Source organism: Pseudonocardia oceani, assembly GCF_019263585.2.
In the GTDB taxonomy this organism is placed as follows: Bacteria; Actinomycetota; Actinomycetes; order Mycobacteriales; family Pseudonocardiaceae; genus Pseudonocardia; species Pseudonocardia oceani.
On sequence record NZ_JADQDF010000002.1, the window covers coordinates 58,249 to 73,805 of the forward strand.

18 protein-coding genes are annotated in these 15,557 nt (G+C 73.1%); 10 read left to right on the forward strand and 8 right to left on the reverse strand.

The genetic code is table 11. The features are described 5' to 3' along the window. The 6 genes from I4I82_RS33590 to I4I82_RS33615 all read left to right on the forward strand — a co-directional run bounded on the left by I4I82_RS33590 (position 1) and on the right by I4I82_RS33615 (position 5,144). The gene (locus I4I82_RS33590; RefSeq protein WP_218592357.1) at positions 1-795 is read left to right on the forward strand and encodes a sulfite exporter TauE/SafE family protein; all 795 of its coding nucleotides are present in this window, start codon (positions 1-3) and stop codon (positions 793-795) included. Between the two features lie 63 nt (positions 796-858). Next, positions 859-1,254 carry a DUF302 domain-containing protein gene (locus I4I82_RS33595; RefSeq protein ID WP_218592356.1) on the forward strand — a complete coding sequence of 132 codons (396 nt, stop codon included), beginning with the start codon at positions 859-861 and terminating at the stop codon, positions 1,252-1,254. A gap of 82 nt (positions 1,255-1,336) precedes the next feature. After that, complete coding sequence (locus tag I4I82_RS33600; RefSeq protein ID WP_308280077.1) at positions 1,337-1,564, forward strand: SHOCT domain-containing protein; 228 nt, start codon at positions 1,337-1,339, stop codon at positions 1,562-1,564. Then, positions 1,561-3,036 carry a multicopper oxidase family protein gene (locus I4I82_RS33605; RefSeq protein ID WP_218596592.1) on the forward strand — a complete coding sequence of 492 codons (1,476 nt, stop codon included), beginning with the start codon at positions 1,561-1,563 and terminating at the stop codon, positions 3,034-3,036. The genes I4I82_RS33600 and I4I82_RS33605 overlap by 4 nt, the downstream gene beginning before the upstream one ends. Before the next feature lie 99 nt (positions 3,037-3,135). Next, positions 3,136-3,726, forward strand: coding sequence for a rhodanese-like domain-containing protein (locus I4I82_RS33610; protein ID WP_218592353.1), 591 nt, complete (start codon positions 3,136-3,138; stop codon positions 3,724-3,726). 260 nt (positions 3,727-3,986) lie between these two features. Beyond that, entirely contained in the window at positions 3,987-5,144 is a 1,158-nt protein-coding gene (locus tag I4I82_RS33615; RefSeq protein WP_218592352.1) for a hypothetical protein, read from the forward strand. Positions 5,145-5,252: 108 nt separating this feature from the next. Here the strand turns inward: I4I82_RS33615 and I4I82_RS33620 are convergent, their stop codons facing one another. From I4I82_RS33620 to I4I82_RS33640, 5 genes are all read right to left on the reverse strand, one after another. Continuing rightward, positions 5,253-5,933 carry a nuclease-related domain-containing protein gene (locus tag I4I82_RS33620; protein ID WP_218592351.1) on the reverse strand — a complete coding sequence of 227 codons (681 nt, stop codon included), beginning with the start codon at positions 5,931-5,933 and terminating at the stop codon, positions 5,253-5,255. Then, positions 5,933-7,105 carry a hypothetical protein gene (locus tag I4I82_RS33625; RefSeq protein ID WP_218596593.1) on the reverse strand — a complete coding sequence of 391 codons (1,173 nt, stop codon included), beginning with the start codon at positions 7,103-7,105 and terminating at the stop codon, positions 5,933-5,935. Before I4I82_RS33625 ends, I4I82_RS33620 begins: the two co-directional genes overlap by 1 nt. A 114-nt stretch (positions 7,106-7,219) precedes the next feature. Then, on the reverse strand, positions 7,220-7,750 hold the full coding sequence (locus I4I82_RS33630) for a hypothetical protein (RefSeq protein ID WP_218589612.1): 531 nt from the start codon (positions 7,748-7,750) through the stop codon (positions 7,220-7,222). Continuing rightward, complete coding sequence (locus I4I82_RS33635) at positions 7,747-8,670, reverse strand: bifunctional DNA primase/polymerase (RefSeq protein ID WP_225922759.1); 924 nt, start codon at positions 8,668-8,670, stop codon at positions 7,747-7,749. The genes I4I82_RS33630 and I4I82_RS33635 overlap by 4 nt, the downstream gene beginning before the upstream one ends. Positions 8,671-8,794: 124 nt before the next feature. Continuing rightward, positions 8,795-9,274 (reverse strand): Rv3235 family protein, encoded by a 480-nt coding sequence (locus tag I4I82_RS33640; RefSeq protein ID WP_218589613.1) that lies wholly within the window; start codon positions 9,272-9,274, stop codon positions 8,795-8,797. A 662-nt stretch (positions 9,275-9,936) separates the two neighbouring features. On the opposite strand from I4I82_RS33640, the gene I4I82_RS33645 reads away from it, so the two are divergent. From I4I82_RS33645 to I4I82_RS33655, 3 genes are all read left to right on the forward strand, one after another. Beyond that, a complete protein-coding gene (locus I4I82_RS33645; protein ID WP_218589614.1) occupies positions 9,937-10,425 on the forward strand; it encodes a hypothetical protein in 489 nt (162 codons plus the stop codon). 65 nt (positions 10,426-10,490) lie between these two features. Further along, entirely contained in the window at positions 10,491-10,871 is a 381-nt protein-coding gene (locus tag I4I82_RS33650; protein WP_218589615.1) for a hypothetical protein, read from the forward strand. 123 nt (positions 10,872-10,994) lie between these two features. Then, a complete protein-coding gene (locus tag I4I82_RS33655; RefSeq protein ID WP_218589616.1) occupies positions 10,995-11,189 on the forward strand; it encodes a hypothetical protein in 195 nt (64 codons plus the stop codon). A 70-nt stretch (positions 11,190-11,259) separates the two neighbouring features. Here the strand turns inward: I4I82_RS33655 and I4I82_RS33660 are convergent, their stop codons facing one another. From I4I82_RS33660 to I4I82_RS33670, 3 genes are read right to left on the reverse strand one after another with little or no spacing between them, the layout of a single operon-like run. Next, positions 11,260-11,571 (reverse strand): hypothetical protein, encoded by a 312-nt coding sequence (locus tag I4I82_RS33660; RefSeq protein WP_218589617.1) that lies wholly within the window; start codon positions 11,569-11,571, stop codon positions 11,260-11,262. Continuing rightward, complete coding sequence (locus I4I82_RS33665; protein ID WP_218589618.1) at positions 11,568-13,019, reverse strand: DNA phosphorothioation-associated putative methyltransferase; 1,452 nt, start codon at positions 13,017-13,019, stop codon at positions 11,568-11,570. Before I4I82_RS33665 ends, I4I82_RS33660 begins: the two co-directional genes overlap by 4 nt. 36 nt (positions 13,020-13,055) lie before the next feature. Next, positions 13,056-14,201, reverse strand: a complete 1,146-nt coding sequence (locus I4I82_RS33670) for an aminotransferase class V-fold PLP-dependent enzyme (RefSeq protein WP_218596979.1) — start codon at positions 14,199-14,201, stop codon at positions 13,056-13,058. Between the two features lie 129 nt (positions 14,202-14,330). On the opposite strand from I4I82_RS33670, the gene dndB reads away from it, so the two are divergent. Next, positions 14,331-15,554 carry a DNA sulfur modification protein DndB gene (dndB, locus tag I4I82_RS33675; RefSeq protein ID WP_218589620.1) on the forward strand — a complete coding sequence of 408 codons (1,224 nt, stop codon included), beginning with the start codon at positions 14,331-14,333 and terminating at the stop codon, positions 15,552-15,554. Positions 15,555-15,557: the final 3 nt, after the last annotated feature.

A 15,557-nucleotide genomic window follows, 5' to 3' on the forward strand; every position in this document is an offset into this window, starting at 1 on the left:
GTGATCCTCGCCGGCGTGTTCGGCCTGGTCATCGGCGCCGCGCTCGGCCTGCTCGGCGCGGGCGGCTCGATCCTGGCGGTCCCGGCCCTGGTCTACGGGGTCGGCCAGCCGGTGGCGGTCGCGGTGTTCGGGTCGCTGCTGGTGGTGGCCGTCTCGGCGGCGGGCGGGTTGGCGGTGCGGCTGCGGTCCGGGGTGATCCGGTGGCCGGTGGCGCTGGTGTTCGGCGCCGCGGGAGTCCCCACCGCGTTCGCGGGGGCCGCGCTCGGCCGCCTGATCGCCGACCGGTGGCTGTTGGTGGCGTTCTCGGTGCTGATGGTCGCCGTCGCGATCGCGATGCTGCGCGGGAACCCCGAGGAGGCCACGGGAGGCGCCTGCCGGATCCGCGACGGGCGGGTCGACTGGCGCAGCTGCGCGCCCAAGGCACTGGCCGCCGGCGCCGGGGTCGGGGTGCTGACCGGGTTGTTCGGGGTGGGTGGCGGGTTCATCATCGTGCCCGCCCTGACCCTGCTGCTCGGGCTCACCGCCGCCGAGGCCATCGCCACCTCACTGGTGATCGTCACGATCACCTCGCTGGCCGGGCTGGGCGCGCACGCCGCCGCCGCCGCGAGCGTGGACTACGCCGTGATCGTCGTGTTCGCCGGCGCCGCCCTGCTGGCGTCCCTGGCCGCCGGGCGCGTGGCGAACCGGCTCCCGGCCGCGGCGCTGCGGCGCGGGTTCGCCTACCTCATCCTGGCCGTCGCGGTCGGCGTCGCCGCCGCGGCATTGCTCGCACCGGCCGCGCTGAGCACCAGCTGACGACAACGATCCAACATCCGCTCACACAACATCCACACACCACCACCGAAATGGAGACCAGCGATGGACTACGGAATGACGATCACCCTGGACCTGCCCTACGACAGGGCCGTCCCCGCGGTCAAGGCCGCCCTGGCCGAGCAGGGTTTCGGGGTGCTCACCGAGATCGACGCCCGGGCCACGCTGAAGGAGAAGCTCGGCCACGACATGGAGCCCTACGTCATCCTGGGCGCCTGCAACCCCCAGCTCGCGCACCGCGCCCTCGACGTGGACCGCCAGATCGGGCTGCTGCTGCCCTGCAACGTCGTGGTCCGCGCCGACGGTGACGACCGCAGCATCGTCTCGGCCCTGGACCCGCAGGTCATGGTCAGCATCCCCGAGCGTGAGGACCTGCGCCCCGTCGCGGACGAGGCCGGGGTGCGCATCCGAGCCGCGCTCGACGCGCTCACTACAAGCTGATCCGCAGGAGCCCGCGGGGCACGCCGGACCCCAAGCGGGCGGTACCGGCACGACGAACCGAGACGAGAGGGCAACGACCATGATGAACGGCTCGATGATGGGTTGGTTCTGGATCTGGCCGGTACTGGTACTGATCGGCCTAGTACTGCTGGGCTACCTCGCCTACCGGCTCACCCAGAACCGCAGACCCGGCACGGACACCGCCCCGGCGGCAGGGCCGACCTCGGCCCGGCAGATCCTCGACGAGCGCTACGCCCGCGGCGAGATCAACGACGAGGAGTACCGCCAGCGCCGCGACACACTGACATGACCCCGGCACCGATCAGCCGACGCCGCGCGATCGTCCTGGGCGGGCTCGGCGCCGCCAGCCTCGCCATCGGCGCGACGGGCTGGGTTGCCACCAGCGCGGGCGTAAGGACGGGCGGCCGGCTGCGGGCCGCCGACACCGGAGCGGAGCTGCGCCAGCCGCAGGTCCTCGACAGCGCGGACGGGCGGCTGCAGGTCGAGCTCACCGCCGCGGCGGGGGTGCGGCTGGCCGGACACGACACCCGCGCGCTGGGCTACAACGTCACCTCACCCGGGCCGACGCTACGGGTGCGGCCCGGCGACGAGCTCGCGGTGCGCCTGACCAACCGGCTCCACGAGCCCACCAACCTGCACACCCACGGGCTGCGGGTCTCCCCAGAGGGCAACAGCGACAACCCGTTCCTCCGGGTCGACCCCGGCACCTCGTTCGACTACCTCTACCGGATCCCACCTGATCACCCGGCCGGCACCTACTGGTACCACCCGCACCACCACGGCATGGTGGCCGATCAGATCTTCGGCGGGCTCGCCGGTGCACTGCTGGTCGCCCCACCCGGACCCGACCCCGACCTACCGGTGATCGAGGACCGGGTGCTGCTGGTCACCGACACCACCCTCGACGGTGACGGCGGGCTCGTCGAGGTGAGCACGATGGACCGGGCGATGGGCCGCCACGGCGAGCTGGTCCTGGTCAACGGCCAGCACCAGCCCACCATCCCCGCGGCCCCCGGCGCGACGCAGCGCTGGCGGATCGTCAACGGTTGCGTGTCCCGGGTGCTACCGATTCGCCTCGACGGGCACCAGCTCGTCCACGTCGCCCAGGACGGCACGTTCCTGCCCGCCCCGGTCGCCGCGGACCGGGTGACGCTCGCCCCGGGCAACCGGGCCGACGTGATCGTGCGCCCCACCGGCAGTGGCCGATTCCCGCTGATCGCCGACGCCGCCGACCGTGGCGGCATGGACTCGATGATGGGCGGCGGCGCCGTGGGCAGCGGGCCGGTCACCCTCGCCACCATGGTCACCGCCGGGGCCCCGGTCACCGCCCCGCCGCTGCCCACCGCTCTGCCCGCCGAGGCGCCCACCGCGGGGCCGGTGACCGTGCGGCGGCAGATCGCCTTCCAGATGGGCATGGGCATGGGCACGGGCGGGATGGCCTTCACCATCGACGGCCGCACCTTCGACCCCGACCGCGACGACCAGACCATCACCCTGGGCGCCACCGAGGAATGGACCGTCAGTAACCCCAGCCCACTCGCGCACCCGTTCCACCTGCACGTCTGGCCGTTCACCGTGCTCGAATCCAACGACGCCACCCCACCGACCGGGGCGCCCCAGGACGTCGTCCTCGTCCCGGCCCGCGGCTGGGTTCGGCTCCGCATCCCGTTCACCACGTACTCCGGGCGCAGCGTCTATCACTGCCACATCCTCGACCACGAGGACGCCGGAATGATGGCCACCGTCAACGTCCGCCCATAGTTGAGACTCGACCCGGCCATGTCGCCGGGCAGTGCCCGACCGCGGCGGCCTGCTCCGCGACCATCCAGCGCACGACCCCCTATCGACAAGGACGCCCCTGTGGCCCACGCCAGCCCCCGCCACGTCGACGCACGCACCGTTCGCGACTGGCTCGGCGAGCCCGACACCGTGACCGTCATCGACGTCCGCAGTCCCGCGGAGTTCGAGACCGTGCACCTCCGCGGCTCATACAATGTGCCCCTGACCTTGGTCGGCGAGCACACCGAGCAGCTCGCCGCTCACCTCGACCGACGGGTAGTGCTCGTCTGCCAGTCCGGGACCCGAGCCACGCAGGCCCACCAGCGGCTCGCCGGAGTCGGCGCCGAACGTATCCACGTCCTCGACGGCGGCATCGCCGCCTACTCCGCCGCCGGTGGTGACGTCGTCCGTGGTCGTGCTCGCTGGGCGCTCGAGCGCCAGGTTCGCCTCGTCGCCGGGACGCTCGTGCTCGCCGGCCTCGCCGCAGGCCTGCGCGCGCCGAGAGCGCGTCTGCTCGCCGGCGGGATCGGCGCCGGCCTCACCGTCTCCGCGCTGACCGACACCTGCACGATGGGCCGGGTCCTCGCCGCTCTGCCCTACAACCGCGGTCCCCGCGACCACACGCCGGTCGAGGTACTCGCGCAGCTCCCCGCCGCCCGGAAGGCGGCATGAGCAAGTCGAGTTGATCTCGATCTACGAACTGATCCACGTAGATGCTAGTGAGCGAGAGGAATACCGCCAACGCCGCGACACACAGACTTGACCCCCCCGGGGCCGGCGCCAACCACTGTCGTTTTCCTGTCGCTCCACACGGGAGGCGATGCGCTTGGGATGGGTCCTCGCCGTCGGCAGCTCGGCCGTCGTCCGGCGGGAGAGGGACGACCGGCTGCTGCGGCAGCGGAGCACGGCCCGCACCTGTCGCGGCGACGGTCATGTCCCTGACCGGTCAGCTCCGCGACGGCGGCTTGGCCGCGTGGTGCACGGCCACCCTGACCGGCACCACGGCCGTGGCCACGCAGGTGGCCGACCGCGCGGCCACGGCCGCCGCGGCCGTCGCGCCACCGGTCCGGCCACGGCGGGTCGATTCGCCGGAGCACTGGGCGGCCATCGGTGGCGCCCTCGGCCAGCGCCTCGCGTTCGCCACCGGCCACGCCCCGCCCTTCTACGCACTGCTCGGGGCGCACCGCGCCGGGCTCGCGGACTGGGCCACGATCCAGCACGCGGCCGCCCGGTTCCCCACCCACGCCGGGCTCGACCCGGCCCGCGCCGCGCGGGCCAACCAGCTCCGCCCGCTACCCGGCGGCGCCTGGCTCGACCTCGATCACGCGCCCACGGCCGACCTCGCCGGACGGTCCACCCACGGAGCGCGGCCCGCGCTGCTGCTCGACCTCGTCGACCGGCTGGTCGCCTTCCTCGCCGCGCACGCCCCGCCCGGCGGGCTGGCCGACACCCGCGGCGCCGAGGCCGTTGTGGCGCGCGTCTGCATGGTGCTGACCGACTGCGAGAGCGCCTACCGGGGCGGTCATCTCCCGCCCGCGGCCGCCGCCCGCTGGGCCGACCCCGCCACCACCGCGGCCGATCTCCTTGCCGCCGTCCCCGACCACCAGGTCGCCGAGCTGATCGACCTCATCGCCCGCGCCCACACCGCCGGGCTGCTCACCCGCCTCGCTCCGGACCCCACCACCCCGGTCGGGATCGCCGGCCCGGTCCTGGTCGAGCACTGGGCCGACGGCGACCTGCTCATCCCCACCGACCCGACCACCGACGCGGCGAGGGAGAGCGGGTGGGTGCTGCTCGACGTCAAGACCGTCATGTCGGTCCGCGACCCCGACCGGGTCGCCCGCTGGCTGTGGCAGCTCCTCGGATACGCCTGGCTCGACCACGACGACGCCCACCGCATCCGCGGCGTCGGGCTCTACTTGGCCCGCCACGGCGCGCTGATCACCTGGCCGCTCGACCGCTTCGCCGCGGCCCTCCTCGACGGCGCAGACGTCCCCGGCGCCCACGCCGAGTTCCGCGAGCTCGCCGGCCGCGCCTGGGCGGCCGAGTCCGGCCGGCCCACCGCCGGCCACACCCCCGCCCGGCGTTGACGCGTACGCGTCAATCGCGCTGGTCGGTGTTCTTCCCGTCCGTCACCCGCTGGCCATCACCCGATGCATCGCCGCCGGGCCGACCCCCGGTCCGGCGGCCTGCCCGCGTCAGCGGTCTCGGGTTGTCCATGTCGTCGAGCGGCGTGCGACCTCCCACACCTGGGCCACCTCGTCGGCGTCGAGCACCGCGGGCATCGACACCAGCGTGTGCACCAACTGCCGGGTCATCACGACCGTGACCCCGGGCGCCCACCGCTCGATCAACAGCCGCCCGCCGACGACCGCGATCAGCGGCCGCACGATCAGCTGGGCCGCGAGCGCCGGGTTGCCGATCTCGGTGAGCGCGGGGCGCAGCGCCGCTGCCGCGCGGTCGGCCTCGGCGCGGGCCTTTGCCACGTACTGCGTCGGCCAGCCGTTGACGACCAGCTCCTCGCCGTCGAGCGCGAGCCGACCGGCACGGTGGTGCTTGGTGTTGATCGTGGTGGCCCCGGGCGGCCCGATCAGGACGTGGTCGACGTCCCCGCGTACCCGCCCGTGCCGGTCGGTCAGGGGCACCGAGTGCAGCACCCGCCACCGTGGGCCGCGCCCGCGTAGCCGGTCCCAGCGCGAGACCCCGGTCAGTTCGCCGAGCACCTCGGCCACCCGCAGCTCGCCGTCCGCGCCGACCCGCCACGACCGGTCCGACCCGGCGCCCTCGGTCTGGCGCCGGCGCGCGGCCTCGTGGAGGATCCCGCTCCCGGGCACGTTGCGCGCCAGGTCCGTCCACGGCTCACCCTCGGGCAGGCTCATCAGCGCAGGCCGCGGACGACTTCACCGGCCAGCAGCGGCTTGTCGGCCGGGCCCTTCACGTACGGGCCCCGGTAGAGCACCCGGTGCCGCTGCTCGCTGGGGTACCACTGACGCACCTTGTGCATCCGCACCACCCATCGGTGCTGCCAGTCCCGTCCGGTCGGTGGCGATTCGCCCGCCGGGCGGGCCGCGGCCCGGATGTCGACGACCCGGACCTCGGGGGAGACCCCGGCCCGCTCGGCCCGCACCCGTGCACTGTGGTTCACCCCGGGGTCGCGGACCTCGGCGATGCGCTGCTCGCACAGCCGCCAGAACGCGTAGAGGAACCGTTCGGTGAACCGGTTGTCCACGTCCTTGATCACCTGCCCGGGGCTGTACTCGCCAACCACCCGGTTCTCATCCCAGCCCACGGCCGCGGCCTGCTCCTGGGCGACCTCGCCGAGCCGAGCCGCGCGATCGATGTAGTCCTGGAACGCCGCCCGCTGATCCGGTGAGGAGGCGAACCGGAACGGTTGGCAGCGCACGGCGTCGAGCAGCAGCGGCGGCAGCGGTGTTCCCTCCGCGGCCGCGCGGGCGGCCATGTCGCGGAAGCTGTCGGGCTGCACCGGCCCGTTGACGTCGTTGTACGCCGAGATCCGCACCGCGGGCACATCCTCGGTGCCGCGCGGGGTCGGGCGCACGATCCGCGACGGCGCCCGCCAGGTGTAGGCCCGCTCATCGCTGAGGTTCCCACCGATGGTCTCGATCAGCACCGGATGCGGTAGCACCACCATCCCGGTCGGGCTGGGCAAGTCGTCCTCGTCCACCAGCTCCAGGTCGTCGAAGGTCAACGTCTGCGCGGCCGCGAGCACCACGTCGCACATCTGCGGGGACATGACGTAGAGCTGCGCCGTGCGCAGCGCCTCGACCTCGTCGGCGAGCACCAGCCCTGCCGCGTCGTGCCAGTCCCGCGGGTACGGCGGCGCGAGCGCCATCCCGCCCAGCAGCATCGCCTGCGCTATCGACTCGTGCCCGTCCACCTGGCCCAGCGCCAGCTCGTAGCCGTACATGAGCTTCCCGGCCTGCCACAACCGCGCGATCGGCGCGCCGTCCAGATGCTCCGCCGTCGCGATCCGCGCCTCTCGCCCCGCTCGCGCCGCGCCCGCCGCCGTCCACTTCTTCGACCCACCCACCGTCGACCCTCCCTCGACCGGCCCGCCCAGATGCGCCGAACAGTGTGCGCTCGGGCACTGACAGTTCGTGGCGGTTTCGCCGAACCCGCGCATCCGACCGGCAGGGCCGGCGCGCTATCCGCTGGTGCTGTGCCCGGCTCGTCCGGGCCGTGACCTGCGGTCGGCGAACGCCCACAGGGTGCGCCGGCGCCAGCGGCGCCCGGCCGGGTCGTCGGGCTCGGGGAAGTAGCCGCGGCCGCGGCGGGCGAGGTAGGAGTCGATGGTGCGCCGGTTGGCATAGCCGAGCACCCGGGCGGCCTCGTCGACGTCGACGAGCTCGTCGGGATCACCGGACCGGTCGAGCGGGGTCATCCCGGCTCGCTTCGCCTCCAGCCGCGCGGCCGCCCAGGCGCGCATCTCGTCGAGGTCCCACAGCAGCCGGCGCCCGGCCCGCCCGACGGAGTCGGGGTGTCCGGTGCTCGCGCGCTGGCTGTAGAGCCGGGCCAGGGTCTGCTCGGTCATCCCCAACCGGTTCACCAGCTCCGCCCGGTCGACCAGCCGCCGCCCGCCCTCGCCCACCTGCCCCACCTCGAGCCCAGCGCCGTCGAGCCCAGCGCCGTCGAGCCCAGGGCCGTCGGGGCCGGGCTGGTCGCGGTCCGCGTTCACCGGGCCCCGCCGGCGTCGATCCGCCTCGGCAGCCGCATCCCGTAGGCCAGACCGTCGTCGATGTCGCGGGCGACCTGCGCGCCGGTGTAGCCGCCGCGCCCGACGTAGCCCTCCGCGGCCGCGAGCAGCGCGCCGCGCGCGGTCGCCTCGTCGAGTGCGTCTCCGCCTACCAGCCGGCCCAGGGTCCGCGCGGCGGCGAGCAGGGTGCGGTGCCGCGTCCCCTCCCCGGCGGCCGCGACGCCCGCGGCCTCGCGCTCGACGATCGCCGCGACGTACGCCCGGGCCCGCCCACCACTGATCTCCACCACGACCGGGGCGACCTCGCCCGGGCGCGGCGCGGGCGGCGGGGTGAGGGCGGCGGCGATCCACCCGGGCAGCTCCGCGATCGGTGCCCGGTCGGCCACCCGGTAGTACCCGGCGTCGCGCACCGACTCCGCCGCGACCACGTACCCGCCGTGCGCGCGGGTGTCGACCCTCCAGCCCAACGCGGTGCCGGCCGTGTTGCGCAGCTCCACCCCGACCGGTGCCCGGAAGTACAGGTGCAACCCGCCGGTGGGCGTCGACACCGCCCGCGTCCGCGGCACCGACTCGCCGGCGGCCGCGGCGACCTGGGCCAGGACCTGGCGGCCGTGCCGGGCACCGGTCCACGGTTCCGGCGCGGTCTCGCCGTGTCCGTCGTCGAGGTCGACCACCACCAGGGCGCTCGGGCCGCACGCGATCGCCACGTTGTACGGCCTGGCGGAGAACCACGCCGCGATCTGCTCGGGGTCCCGGGTCGCGGCCCGTTCCCAGTCGCGCACCGCGGGCAGCTTCGACCGGGGCTGCAGCGGGAACACGTGCAGGCCCTCCCGGGCCGCGCCGAGCGCCGCCTGGCCCAGCCGCCCCAACCGGCCGGCTCCGGATCGGATGTCCTCGCTCATGACCTGGTGTCCCTTCGGTGTCGTGCTGCTCGTCGATGTTGTCGTTCGTCAGGTGCGGCGTCTGCCCGAGGTGAGCCGCGGCTGGCGGTGGGCGCCGGTCGATCCGGCGCCCACCGCCCCCGCCTTACAGGACCCGCAGCGCGGTGACCCGCCACGCGTGGCCGTCGAACGGGTGCTCGTCGCGCTCGGCCCGCAGTGCCACCGCCCGGAACGCCCGGTCGATCACGCACACCGCGGCGACCTCGGCCGACCCCGGACGGGGCTGGTAGATGCGCACCGACAACGCCCGCGACGCGCTCACTACCCGGCGGCGGCTGAACGAGGTCAGGTAGCGCGCCACCTGCGGGCTGCCCAGCGCGGCGGCCGCGGCCGCCGGGCGGCGCCCGTCCAGCAGCTCCAGCAACACCACGACCAGCCGCGTGAGGCGCACCCGGGTCGCCTCGTCGACGACCGGCTCGACCGGAACCGCGCCCGCGGGCGTGGGGGACCCGACAGCGGGAACCGCGACGGGCTCACGCTCGATGAACCGCTCGGCCGGGGGCTCGTAGGCCACGCGCCGCAGCACCGGCCGGGCCTGCGGGGTGTCGCTGGTGCTCGGTGCCATCTCGGCCGCCTCCTTGGCTTCGGGACTGCCCGCCTGCTGTAGTTAACATATTACCGTATCCGGTGGGGCAGTCAAGGCTTTTAGTCCTCTGAGCTGGGGAAACGTTGTCGAGGGAGGGGTGTCGGGGCTCTCCGCAGCTAGGCCGGGTCCGGGCAGCGCCCGGCCCCCGGAGGGTCCGGCCCGCCAGGGCCGGCGGCAGTTCCTCGCCGGGTTCGCCCTCGACAGGGTTGTGGGCTGGGAGCGGGTCTCTCCTTGCGTCGGCGCGACGGGTTCTGCCCGGGTCCCGGTGGCGGTCCGGGCTCACCGTCAGGTGACCGCGTAGCGGCCGGAGCGCAGCGCAGGGCCTTGACCGTCGCCGGGACCCGGGCACCGTCATAGCGGCGGGGCAAGGAGAGACCCGCGGCCCCGGTCGACGAACCCCACCACCCGCCCCAGGACGCGTCGCGGGCCGGGCTGCACCCCGTCGTCGTCGCGACGAACCTGCTGCGAGCAGGCGTTCTGTCGACTTATGACAGCGATGCGACCGTGGCTGGGCATGTGGGGTGCTTCCGCCGGAAGCGGCTATGCCCCTGCTCGGCGGGCCGTGGGGGACCCGGTGGGGTTGTCCACAGGCGGCGAACTGTGGGGTGACATCGTCGGTGCCGACCCGTTGAGTGAGCTGTATGAACCTCGACCCGCCGCCGGTGGCGGCCTTCGGACCGGCGGCGATGGCGCACCTCGCGCTCGCCAGCGCGGCCCGCCTCGTCTCCGACTACGCCCGTGGTCTCGTGCCCACCCGTCCCGGCCGAGCCGGCTACGGCGGCCTGCTCACTGGCGACGCCGTGCAGCTCGGCCGCCTCGTCGACGACGTACTCGCCGCGGCGGTCGTCGCCGAACGCGCCGACGGCGTGGGCTGGGACCAGATCGGCGAGGCCCTGGGCGTCGACCCCGACCGGGCCCGCGAGCAGTGGGCCGCGACCGTGACCCGCTGGGACGCCGACCTCGCCCGCGCCGCCGGGCCGGCCCACGACGACGACGAGCTGCCCGAGGTCCTCACCGGGCCGCCCACCGTGCGCGCGCGAGAGCTGGACCGCTGGGCCACCCGACATCGCGAGCCCGACGACCTCATCGAGGGTCCGCACCCGGTCACGGACGCACTCTCGGGCGGGTAGCCGGCGCCCTGGACGAGCAATCAGCAGGCGCTGCGCGTCGACGCCGGCCGCCCTACCGTCACCCGGTGATCCGCGACGTCGCCGAACTGCGTGAGCGCGGCCAGGTGTTCCGACGCGTCGATGAACTCGACGTCGACGTCGACACCTGGCGAGCTGGGATGCGCCGCTCGGCCCGCCGCGAGGGCATGCGGATCCGCACGTTCGTTGTCGAGCAGACCGGCGACGAGCGGGACGACGACTCGTCGCCGAGATCGGACCTCGTGTTCGCTGTGCGGACTGATCTCCCGCCGCCCGACCCGGTCGAGCTCGCCGCGATCGTCAACCGTCTCCCGCCGCCGCCCGGGTACGAACCCGACGCGGCATCGAGCGGCCTGGCGTCGGTCACCTCGTTGACCGACGAACACGCCCGCCGCTCCGGTCATCCGTGCGTCGACGACACACCCTGATACACGAACGTCTGTTCGATTCCTTGGTATCGTCGTTCCGCGGGGTCCGTCGTCGGGGAAGGACGGCGGCCCCGCGTCCCGCACCCGGAGGTGCCGGGGATCGGTCGTGGAGGGGGCGACGCGGTGGGCGAGGACGAGGCACCGCCGGACGACGGCGTGGTGACCGTCCTGGACCGGTTACGCGCGGCGGGGATCAGCCCGGACCGCGCGCTGCACCACCTGCAGACCGAGTACGTGCGGGTCGACGGAGAGATCGTGACCGACCCTGCAGCGCCGGCGCCACGGCCGAGCCGGGTGGTGCTGCAGCCGCCCCCGTGACCTACCCGTAGGCACCGGCGGTGGCGCCCGCACTGAGCACTAGTGCGACCGATTCCGGATGGGCTAGCAGCTATTCCTGATCGGGCAGGTTGAGCCGCCACTGCGCGGCTTCGATGGTGTGCTGGTCGAACAGCTCGCCCCAGTGCGGGTCGACGACCTGCGCCTCGATGGTCTGGTGCCGGCGGCCGAGCTTGCGCATCCGCCAGAATCCGGTCGCGCCCACGCCGCCGTTCACGATCAGGCGCCGGGTGAAGGCGACGGCTTGGTCACCTGTGGCGTCCCGGATGCCCTGCTCGAACCGGCTCGGGTTGTACGACGTTTCCCGCCGCAACTCTGCGCAGACGTCGAGCTGGGCTTGCCTGAACTCGTCCGCGAGACTCATGTGCCGCCCTCCTGCGATGTGCTGTGCCTTCGTATCAGGCGATGTCCCTTAACGGCATAACCGGCGTCGGTGAGCACCTGCTCCCAGCCGTTCTCGCGGCCGATGATCGAGGGCTGGCGGTAGAGCCCGGCCCGCACCTCCTGGCGGGTCAGGCGGCTGTACAACGCCCAGCGTTGGTCGTCCTCGTGGAGGAACTCTTCTTTGCGGTGCAGGAGGGGCCGGTTTTCCTGGCCCGACCAGTCCTGCCAGTCGGCACGCTGGCGGCGAAGATCAATGGTGAGTGACTCCTGGAGACGCGGGTGCGCGTTCGCGTCGAAGTCTGGGTAGGTCAGGAACGACACGGCGGATCGGTCGTGATGGAGCTTCAGGAGGTTGGCTGTACCCGGGCGGCCTGCGACGAGCTCACCGCAGACGGCGTAGACCCGCAGCAGGGCAGGCAGCTGACGTTCGGTGCGGGCGTGCACGTACAGCGCTGTTGGGGTGAGTTTGCCGACCCGGCTGGCCCGGACGGCGCGGCGCAGCTGGTCGGGCTGACTCAAGGCCCACAGCAGCCAGTCCGCCCGGGAGCATGCGACGCGGAAGCTGTCGTAGAGCGCGCGGCAGTCGGCCTGGTAGCTGGCTGGCAACCCGGACAGCCTTCTGCTGCCGTGGAACGCCTCCACCGCGAGCAGGACGAGGAGATCAACCTGTTGGCGGTGACGTGCTGCGGCGACCGCTGCGGGGTCCGCCGCGGCGGCGGCGGCGGCGCGGGCGTTGGCCAGCGATCCGAACGCCCTTCGGGCCTGGCGGCCGACCTCTGGCGCCTCCTCGGGTAGGGGCAGACGTCCCCGGCTATGCAGCCAGTCAACGAGCACGTCGAGCAGCTCGCCGGAGAGGGCGGCGGTTCTCTCCATGGCGCCGGCGTAGCGGCGGGCGAGGTGGTCCAGGCGCGCGGTGTCGTCGCGAAAGACGTACGCCACCCCCGGCGCGGCGGGAAGAGCCCGCACACCGAGCTGCTCGCTGACCCAGGAGAGGAGCTCGGTGGGCTGAAACGGGCGTTGAAAGGTCTGTCGGGACGTCACCGTCCCGTCCGCGAGCACGGCGCCGGTGAGACGGCGGGCGTCGTGGGTCGTGCGGGCTGACAGGACAAGAACTCGTCGGGCCAGGGCCCACACCCGGTGCAGCACCTGGACCCGTTCGGCGGGGTCCTCGATGGTGTTCACGACGTAGGTGCAGAGGACCGCGTCGGCGGCGGTGGGCTCAGGTTCGGGCCGCAGCACCGGGTCCCATCCCCGCACATTGAGTCCGGCGCTGCTGAGCCGCTCGACGTCGCCTCCGTGTCCACAGCCGAAGTCGAGCACGTCGTCGCCGGCCAACACACCGTCCTCCAGCGCGGTCCGCGCCGGCAGGGACAGCGCCGCGCGGTGCATCGCCGCGCGATCACGTCGTACCCGGATCGGAGCCGTCACGCGAAGCATCCTGCCCCAGGGTCGGCTATCAGAAGCTCAGCGCAGCCCCTGGGCTCGGCGCACCGCCTCGGGCCAGTCGACGTCGGGAGCTGTGTGCGACCAGGACAGGCGCAGCGCGCCGCGGATCCGGTCGGTGGTCAGGCCCATCGCGGTAAGCACGTGGCTGGGTGAGTAGCTCGCGCTGGTGCACGCGCTGCCGTTGCTGACCGCGAGCAGCCCGCGCCAGGCGACCATCACCGCCTCCCCGTCGATACCGGGGAGGCTGAGGTTCAGCACGTGCGGAAGCACGTTGCTTGCTGCGCCGTTGACGACGGGGTCGAGCGGGGCGAGCCCGTGCAGAACCTCGTCGCGCACTCGCAGGCACTCCTTGACCCGCAGGGCGCGTTCTTCGCGGGCGAAGCGGACGGCCAGTCCCAGGCCGGCCACGAGCGGCATCGGCACCGTGCCCGCCCGCAGGCCGCGTTCCTGACCGCCGCCGTAGGTCAACGGCTGCAGCGGGACCCGGGCGTAGCCGCGGCGGCGAGCGATCAGTGCGCCCACTCCTTGCGGGGCGAACACCTTGTGCCCGCTGACGCTGATCAGGTCGATGCGCCGATCACATAGTTGCTCGTCGAGCTTGCCGAAAGTCTGCGCGGCGTCCACGTGCAGCCACGCCTCGTGCCCAGCCAGCCCCGCCGCGACCTCGGCCACGGGTTGAATGACCCCGGTCTCGTTGTTGGCGTGCATCAGCGACACCAGCAGGGTGTCGGGACGGACGGCGTCGAGCAGATCATCCGCGCGGACGGCGCCATCCGGATGGGGTGCGACAACGGTGACGTCGAATCCCCGACGGGCCAGCTCCTGCGCCGGCTCCAGCACCGCCTTGTGCTCGATGGCGGTCACCACGACGTGCCGGCGGTCGGTGCGCTCTCCCTCTGCGGCGAGTCCCAGCACGGCGATGTTGTCTGCCTCTGTGGCCCCGCTGGTGAACACCACCTCGTCGGCCCGAGCCCCCACGGCCCGCGCGACCTCGGTGCGCGCAGCCGTCACAGCTGCCTGCGCCGCTGCACCGACTTCGTGGGTTCGGCTTCCCGCATTGCCGAAGTCGGCCGTCATCAGCCGCAGCACCTCAGCTGCCACGCGGTCATCGACCGGCGTGGTGGCGGCACAGTCGTAGTACGCGGTGCTCCCCACAGAGCCCATCAGCGATTCCCCTTCCGACGGCCCCACTTCACAGTGCGGCACGTTGCATCGTAGGGTGCCATACGTTACTAGTTTGACGTAGCGCTAGCGTGTAAATAGCGGGCAACGGGTGGACGGCACAAGGAGATTGTGATCAAGATGGGCGCTGTAGCGGCACAACGACACGCCCCGGGGTCCGGTGACGGCGGTCTCGGTGTCGAGGAGCTCCTGAAGGACGCCGCGCGCGTCGCAGACGGGCAGCCGCTGTCGGGAACCCCGGAGGAGAGCGGCTACGAGTACGTCTTCCCCGCGATCCGAGGCGTGCAGGCCGGGCGCACCTTCTTCGCCACCATGTGCCCTCTCAAGATCGTGGCGAAGATGTTCGTCTACGACGAGGAAGAACTGCGCCCCGAGCTGCGGGCGCAACGCAGCCTGAACAAGGGCCGCATCCCCGAGATGTCGCGCTACCTGATCGACAACCCCGACGGATACGTCTTCAGTGCGCTCACGGTCAGCGTGGACGGGAAGATCCGCTTCTCCCCGCACACCGCCCAGCAGGGACCGGCGAGCCTGCTCGGCACCCTGCGGGTCCCGATGGACGCCACCTTCGTCATCAACGACGGCCAGCACCGACAGGCCGCCATCCGCGAGGCCATCAAGCAACGTCCCGAGCTCGGCGAAGAGACCATCGCCGTCGTGGTCTTCCTCGACCTCGGTCTCGAGCGCTGCCAGCAGATGTTCGCCGACCTCAACCGCCATGCCGTGCGCCCCAGCAAGAGCATCGGCGTGCTCTACGACCAGCGCGACGGCCACGCCGGACTCGCCAAGCTGCTCGTGCTCCGCTCGCCGGTGTTCAAGGGCGTGGTCGAGATGGAGGCCTCCAGCCTCTCCAAGGCCAGCCGCAAGCTCTTCACCCTCAGCGCGATACACGGCGCGACCCGCACCCTGCTCGACGGGCTGCCCGTTGAGGACGAAGCCCGCCTGGCCCTCGCCACCCGCTACTGGACAGCGATCGACGAACGACTCCCCAAATGGGCCGAAGTTCGCGACGGCCGCGCCCGCAGCGGCGATGTGCGCGCCGAGTACATCCACACCCACGGGATCGTGCTCACCGCCCTGGCTCGGGTCGGAAACACGCTACTGACCGAACACGGCCCAGACGGCCCCTGGGAGGTCGCCCTCGACGGCCTACGCAGCATCGACTGGTCGCGCGCCAACCGGCTATGGGAGGGCCGCGCGCTGGTGGGCGGACAGGTCTCCAAGGCCCGTAACAACGTGCTGCTGACCACCGCCGCCGTCCGTTCCGCGTTGGGACTGCCGCTGCCTGCAGATGAGAGCCGCGCCCAGCAGGCCGCCGCCGAGGTGGTGGCGTGAGCA

What these genes read in the sequence shown, in the direction of transcription:
- I4I82_RS33595 (WP_218592356.1), top strand. Translation starts at nt 859, where the DNA reads ATGGACTACGGAATGACGATCACCCTGGACCTGCCCTACGACAGGGCC.
- I4I82_RS33605 (WP_218596592.1), top strand. Translation starts at nt 1,561, where the DNA reads ATGACCCCGGCACCGATCAGCCGACGCCGCGCGATCGTCCTGGGCGGG.
- I4I82_RS33635 (WP_225922759.1), bottom strand. Translation starts at nt 8,670, where the DNA reads ATGAGCGAGGACATCCGATCCGGAGCCGGCCGGTTGGGGCGGCTGGGC.
- I4I82_RS33670 (WP_218596979.1), bottom strand. Translation starts at nt 14,201, where the DNA reads ATGGGCTCTGTGGGGAGCACCGCGTACTACGACTGTGCCGCCACCACG.
- I4I82_RS33615 (WP_218592352.1), top strand. Translation starts at nt 3,987, where the DNA reads ATGTCCCTGACCGGTCAGCTCCGCGACGGCGGCTTGGCCGCGTGGTGC.
- I4I82_RS33660 (WP_218589617.1), bottom strand. Translation starts at nt 11,571, where the DNA reads ATGAGTCTCGCGGACGAGTTCAGGCAAGCCCAGCTCGACGTCTGCGCA.
- I4I82_RS33600 (WP_308280077.1), top strand. Translation starts at nt 1,337, where the DNA reads ATGAACGGCTCGATGATGGGTTGGTTCTGGATCTGGCCGGTACTGGTA.
- I4I82_RS33645 (WP_218589614.1), top strand. Translation starts at nt 9,937, where the DNA reads ATGAACCTCGACCCGCCGCCGGTGGCGGCCTTCGGACCGGCGGCGATG.
- I4I82_RS33620 (WP_218592351.1), bottom strand. Translation starts at nt 5,933, where the DNA reads ATGAGCCTGCCCGAGGGTGAGCCGTGGACGGACCTGGCGCGCAACGTG.
- I4I82_RS33640 (WP_218589613.1), bottom strand. Translation starts at nt 9,274, where the DNA reads ATGGCACCGAGCACCAGCGACACCCCGCAGGCCCGGCCGGTGCTGCGG.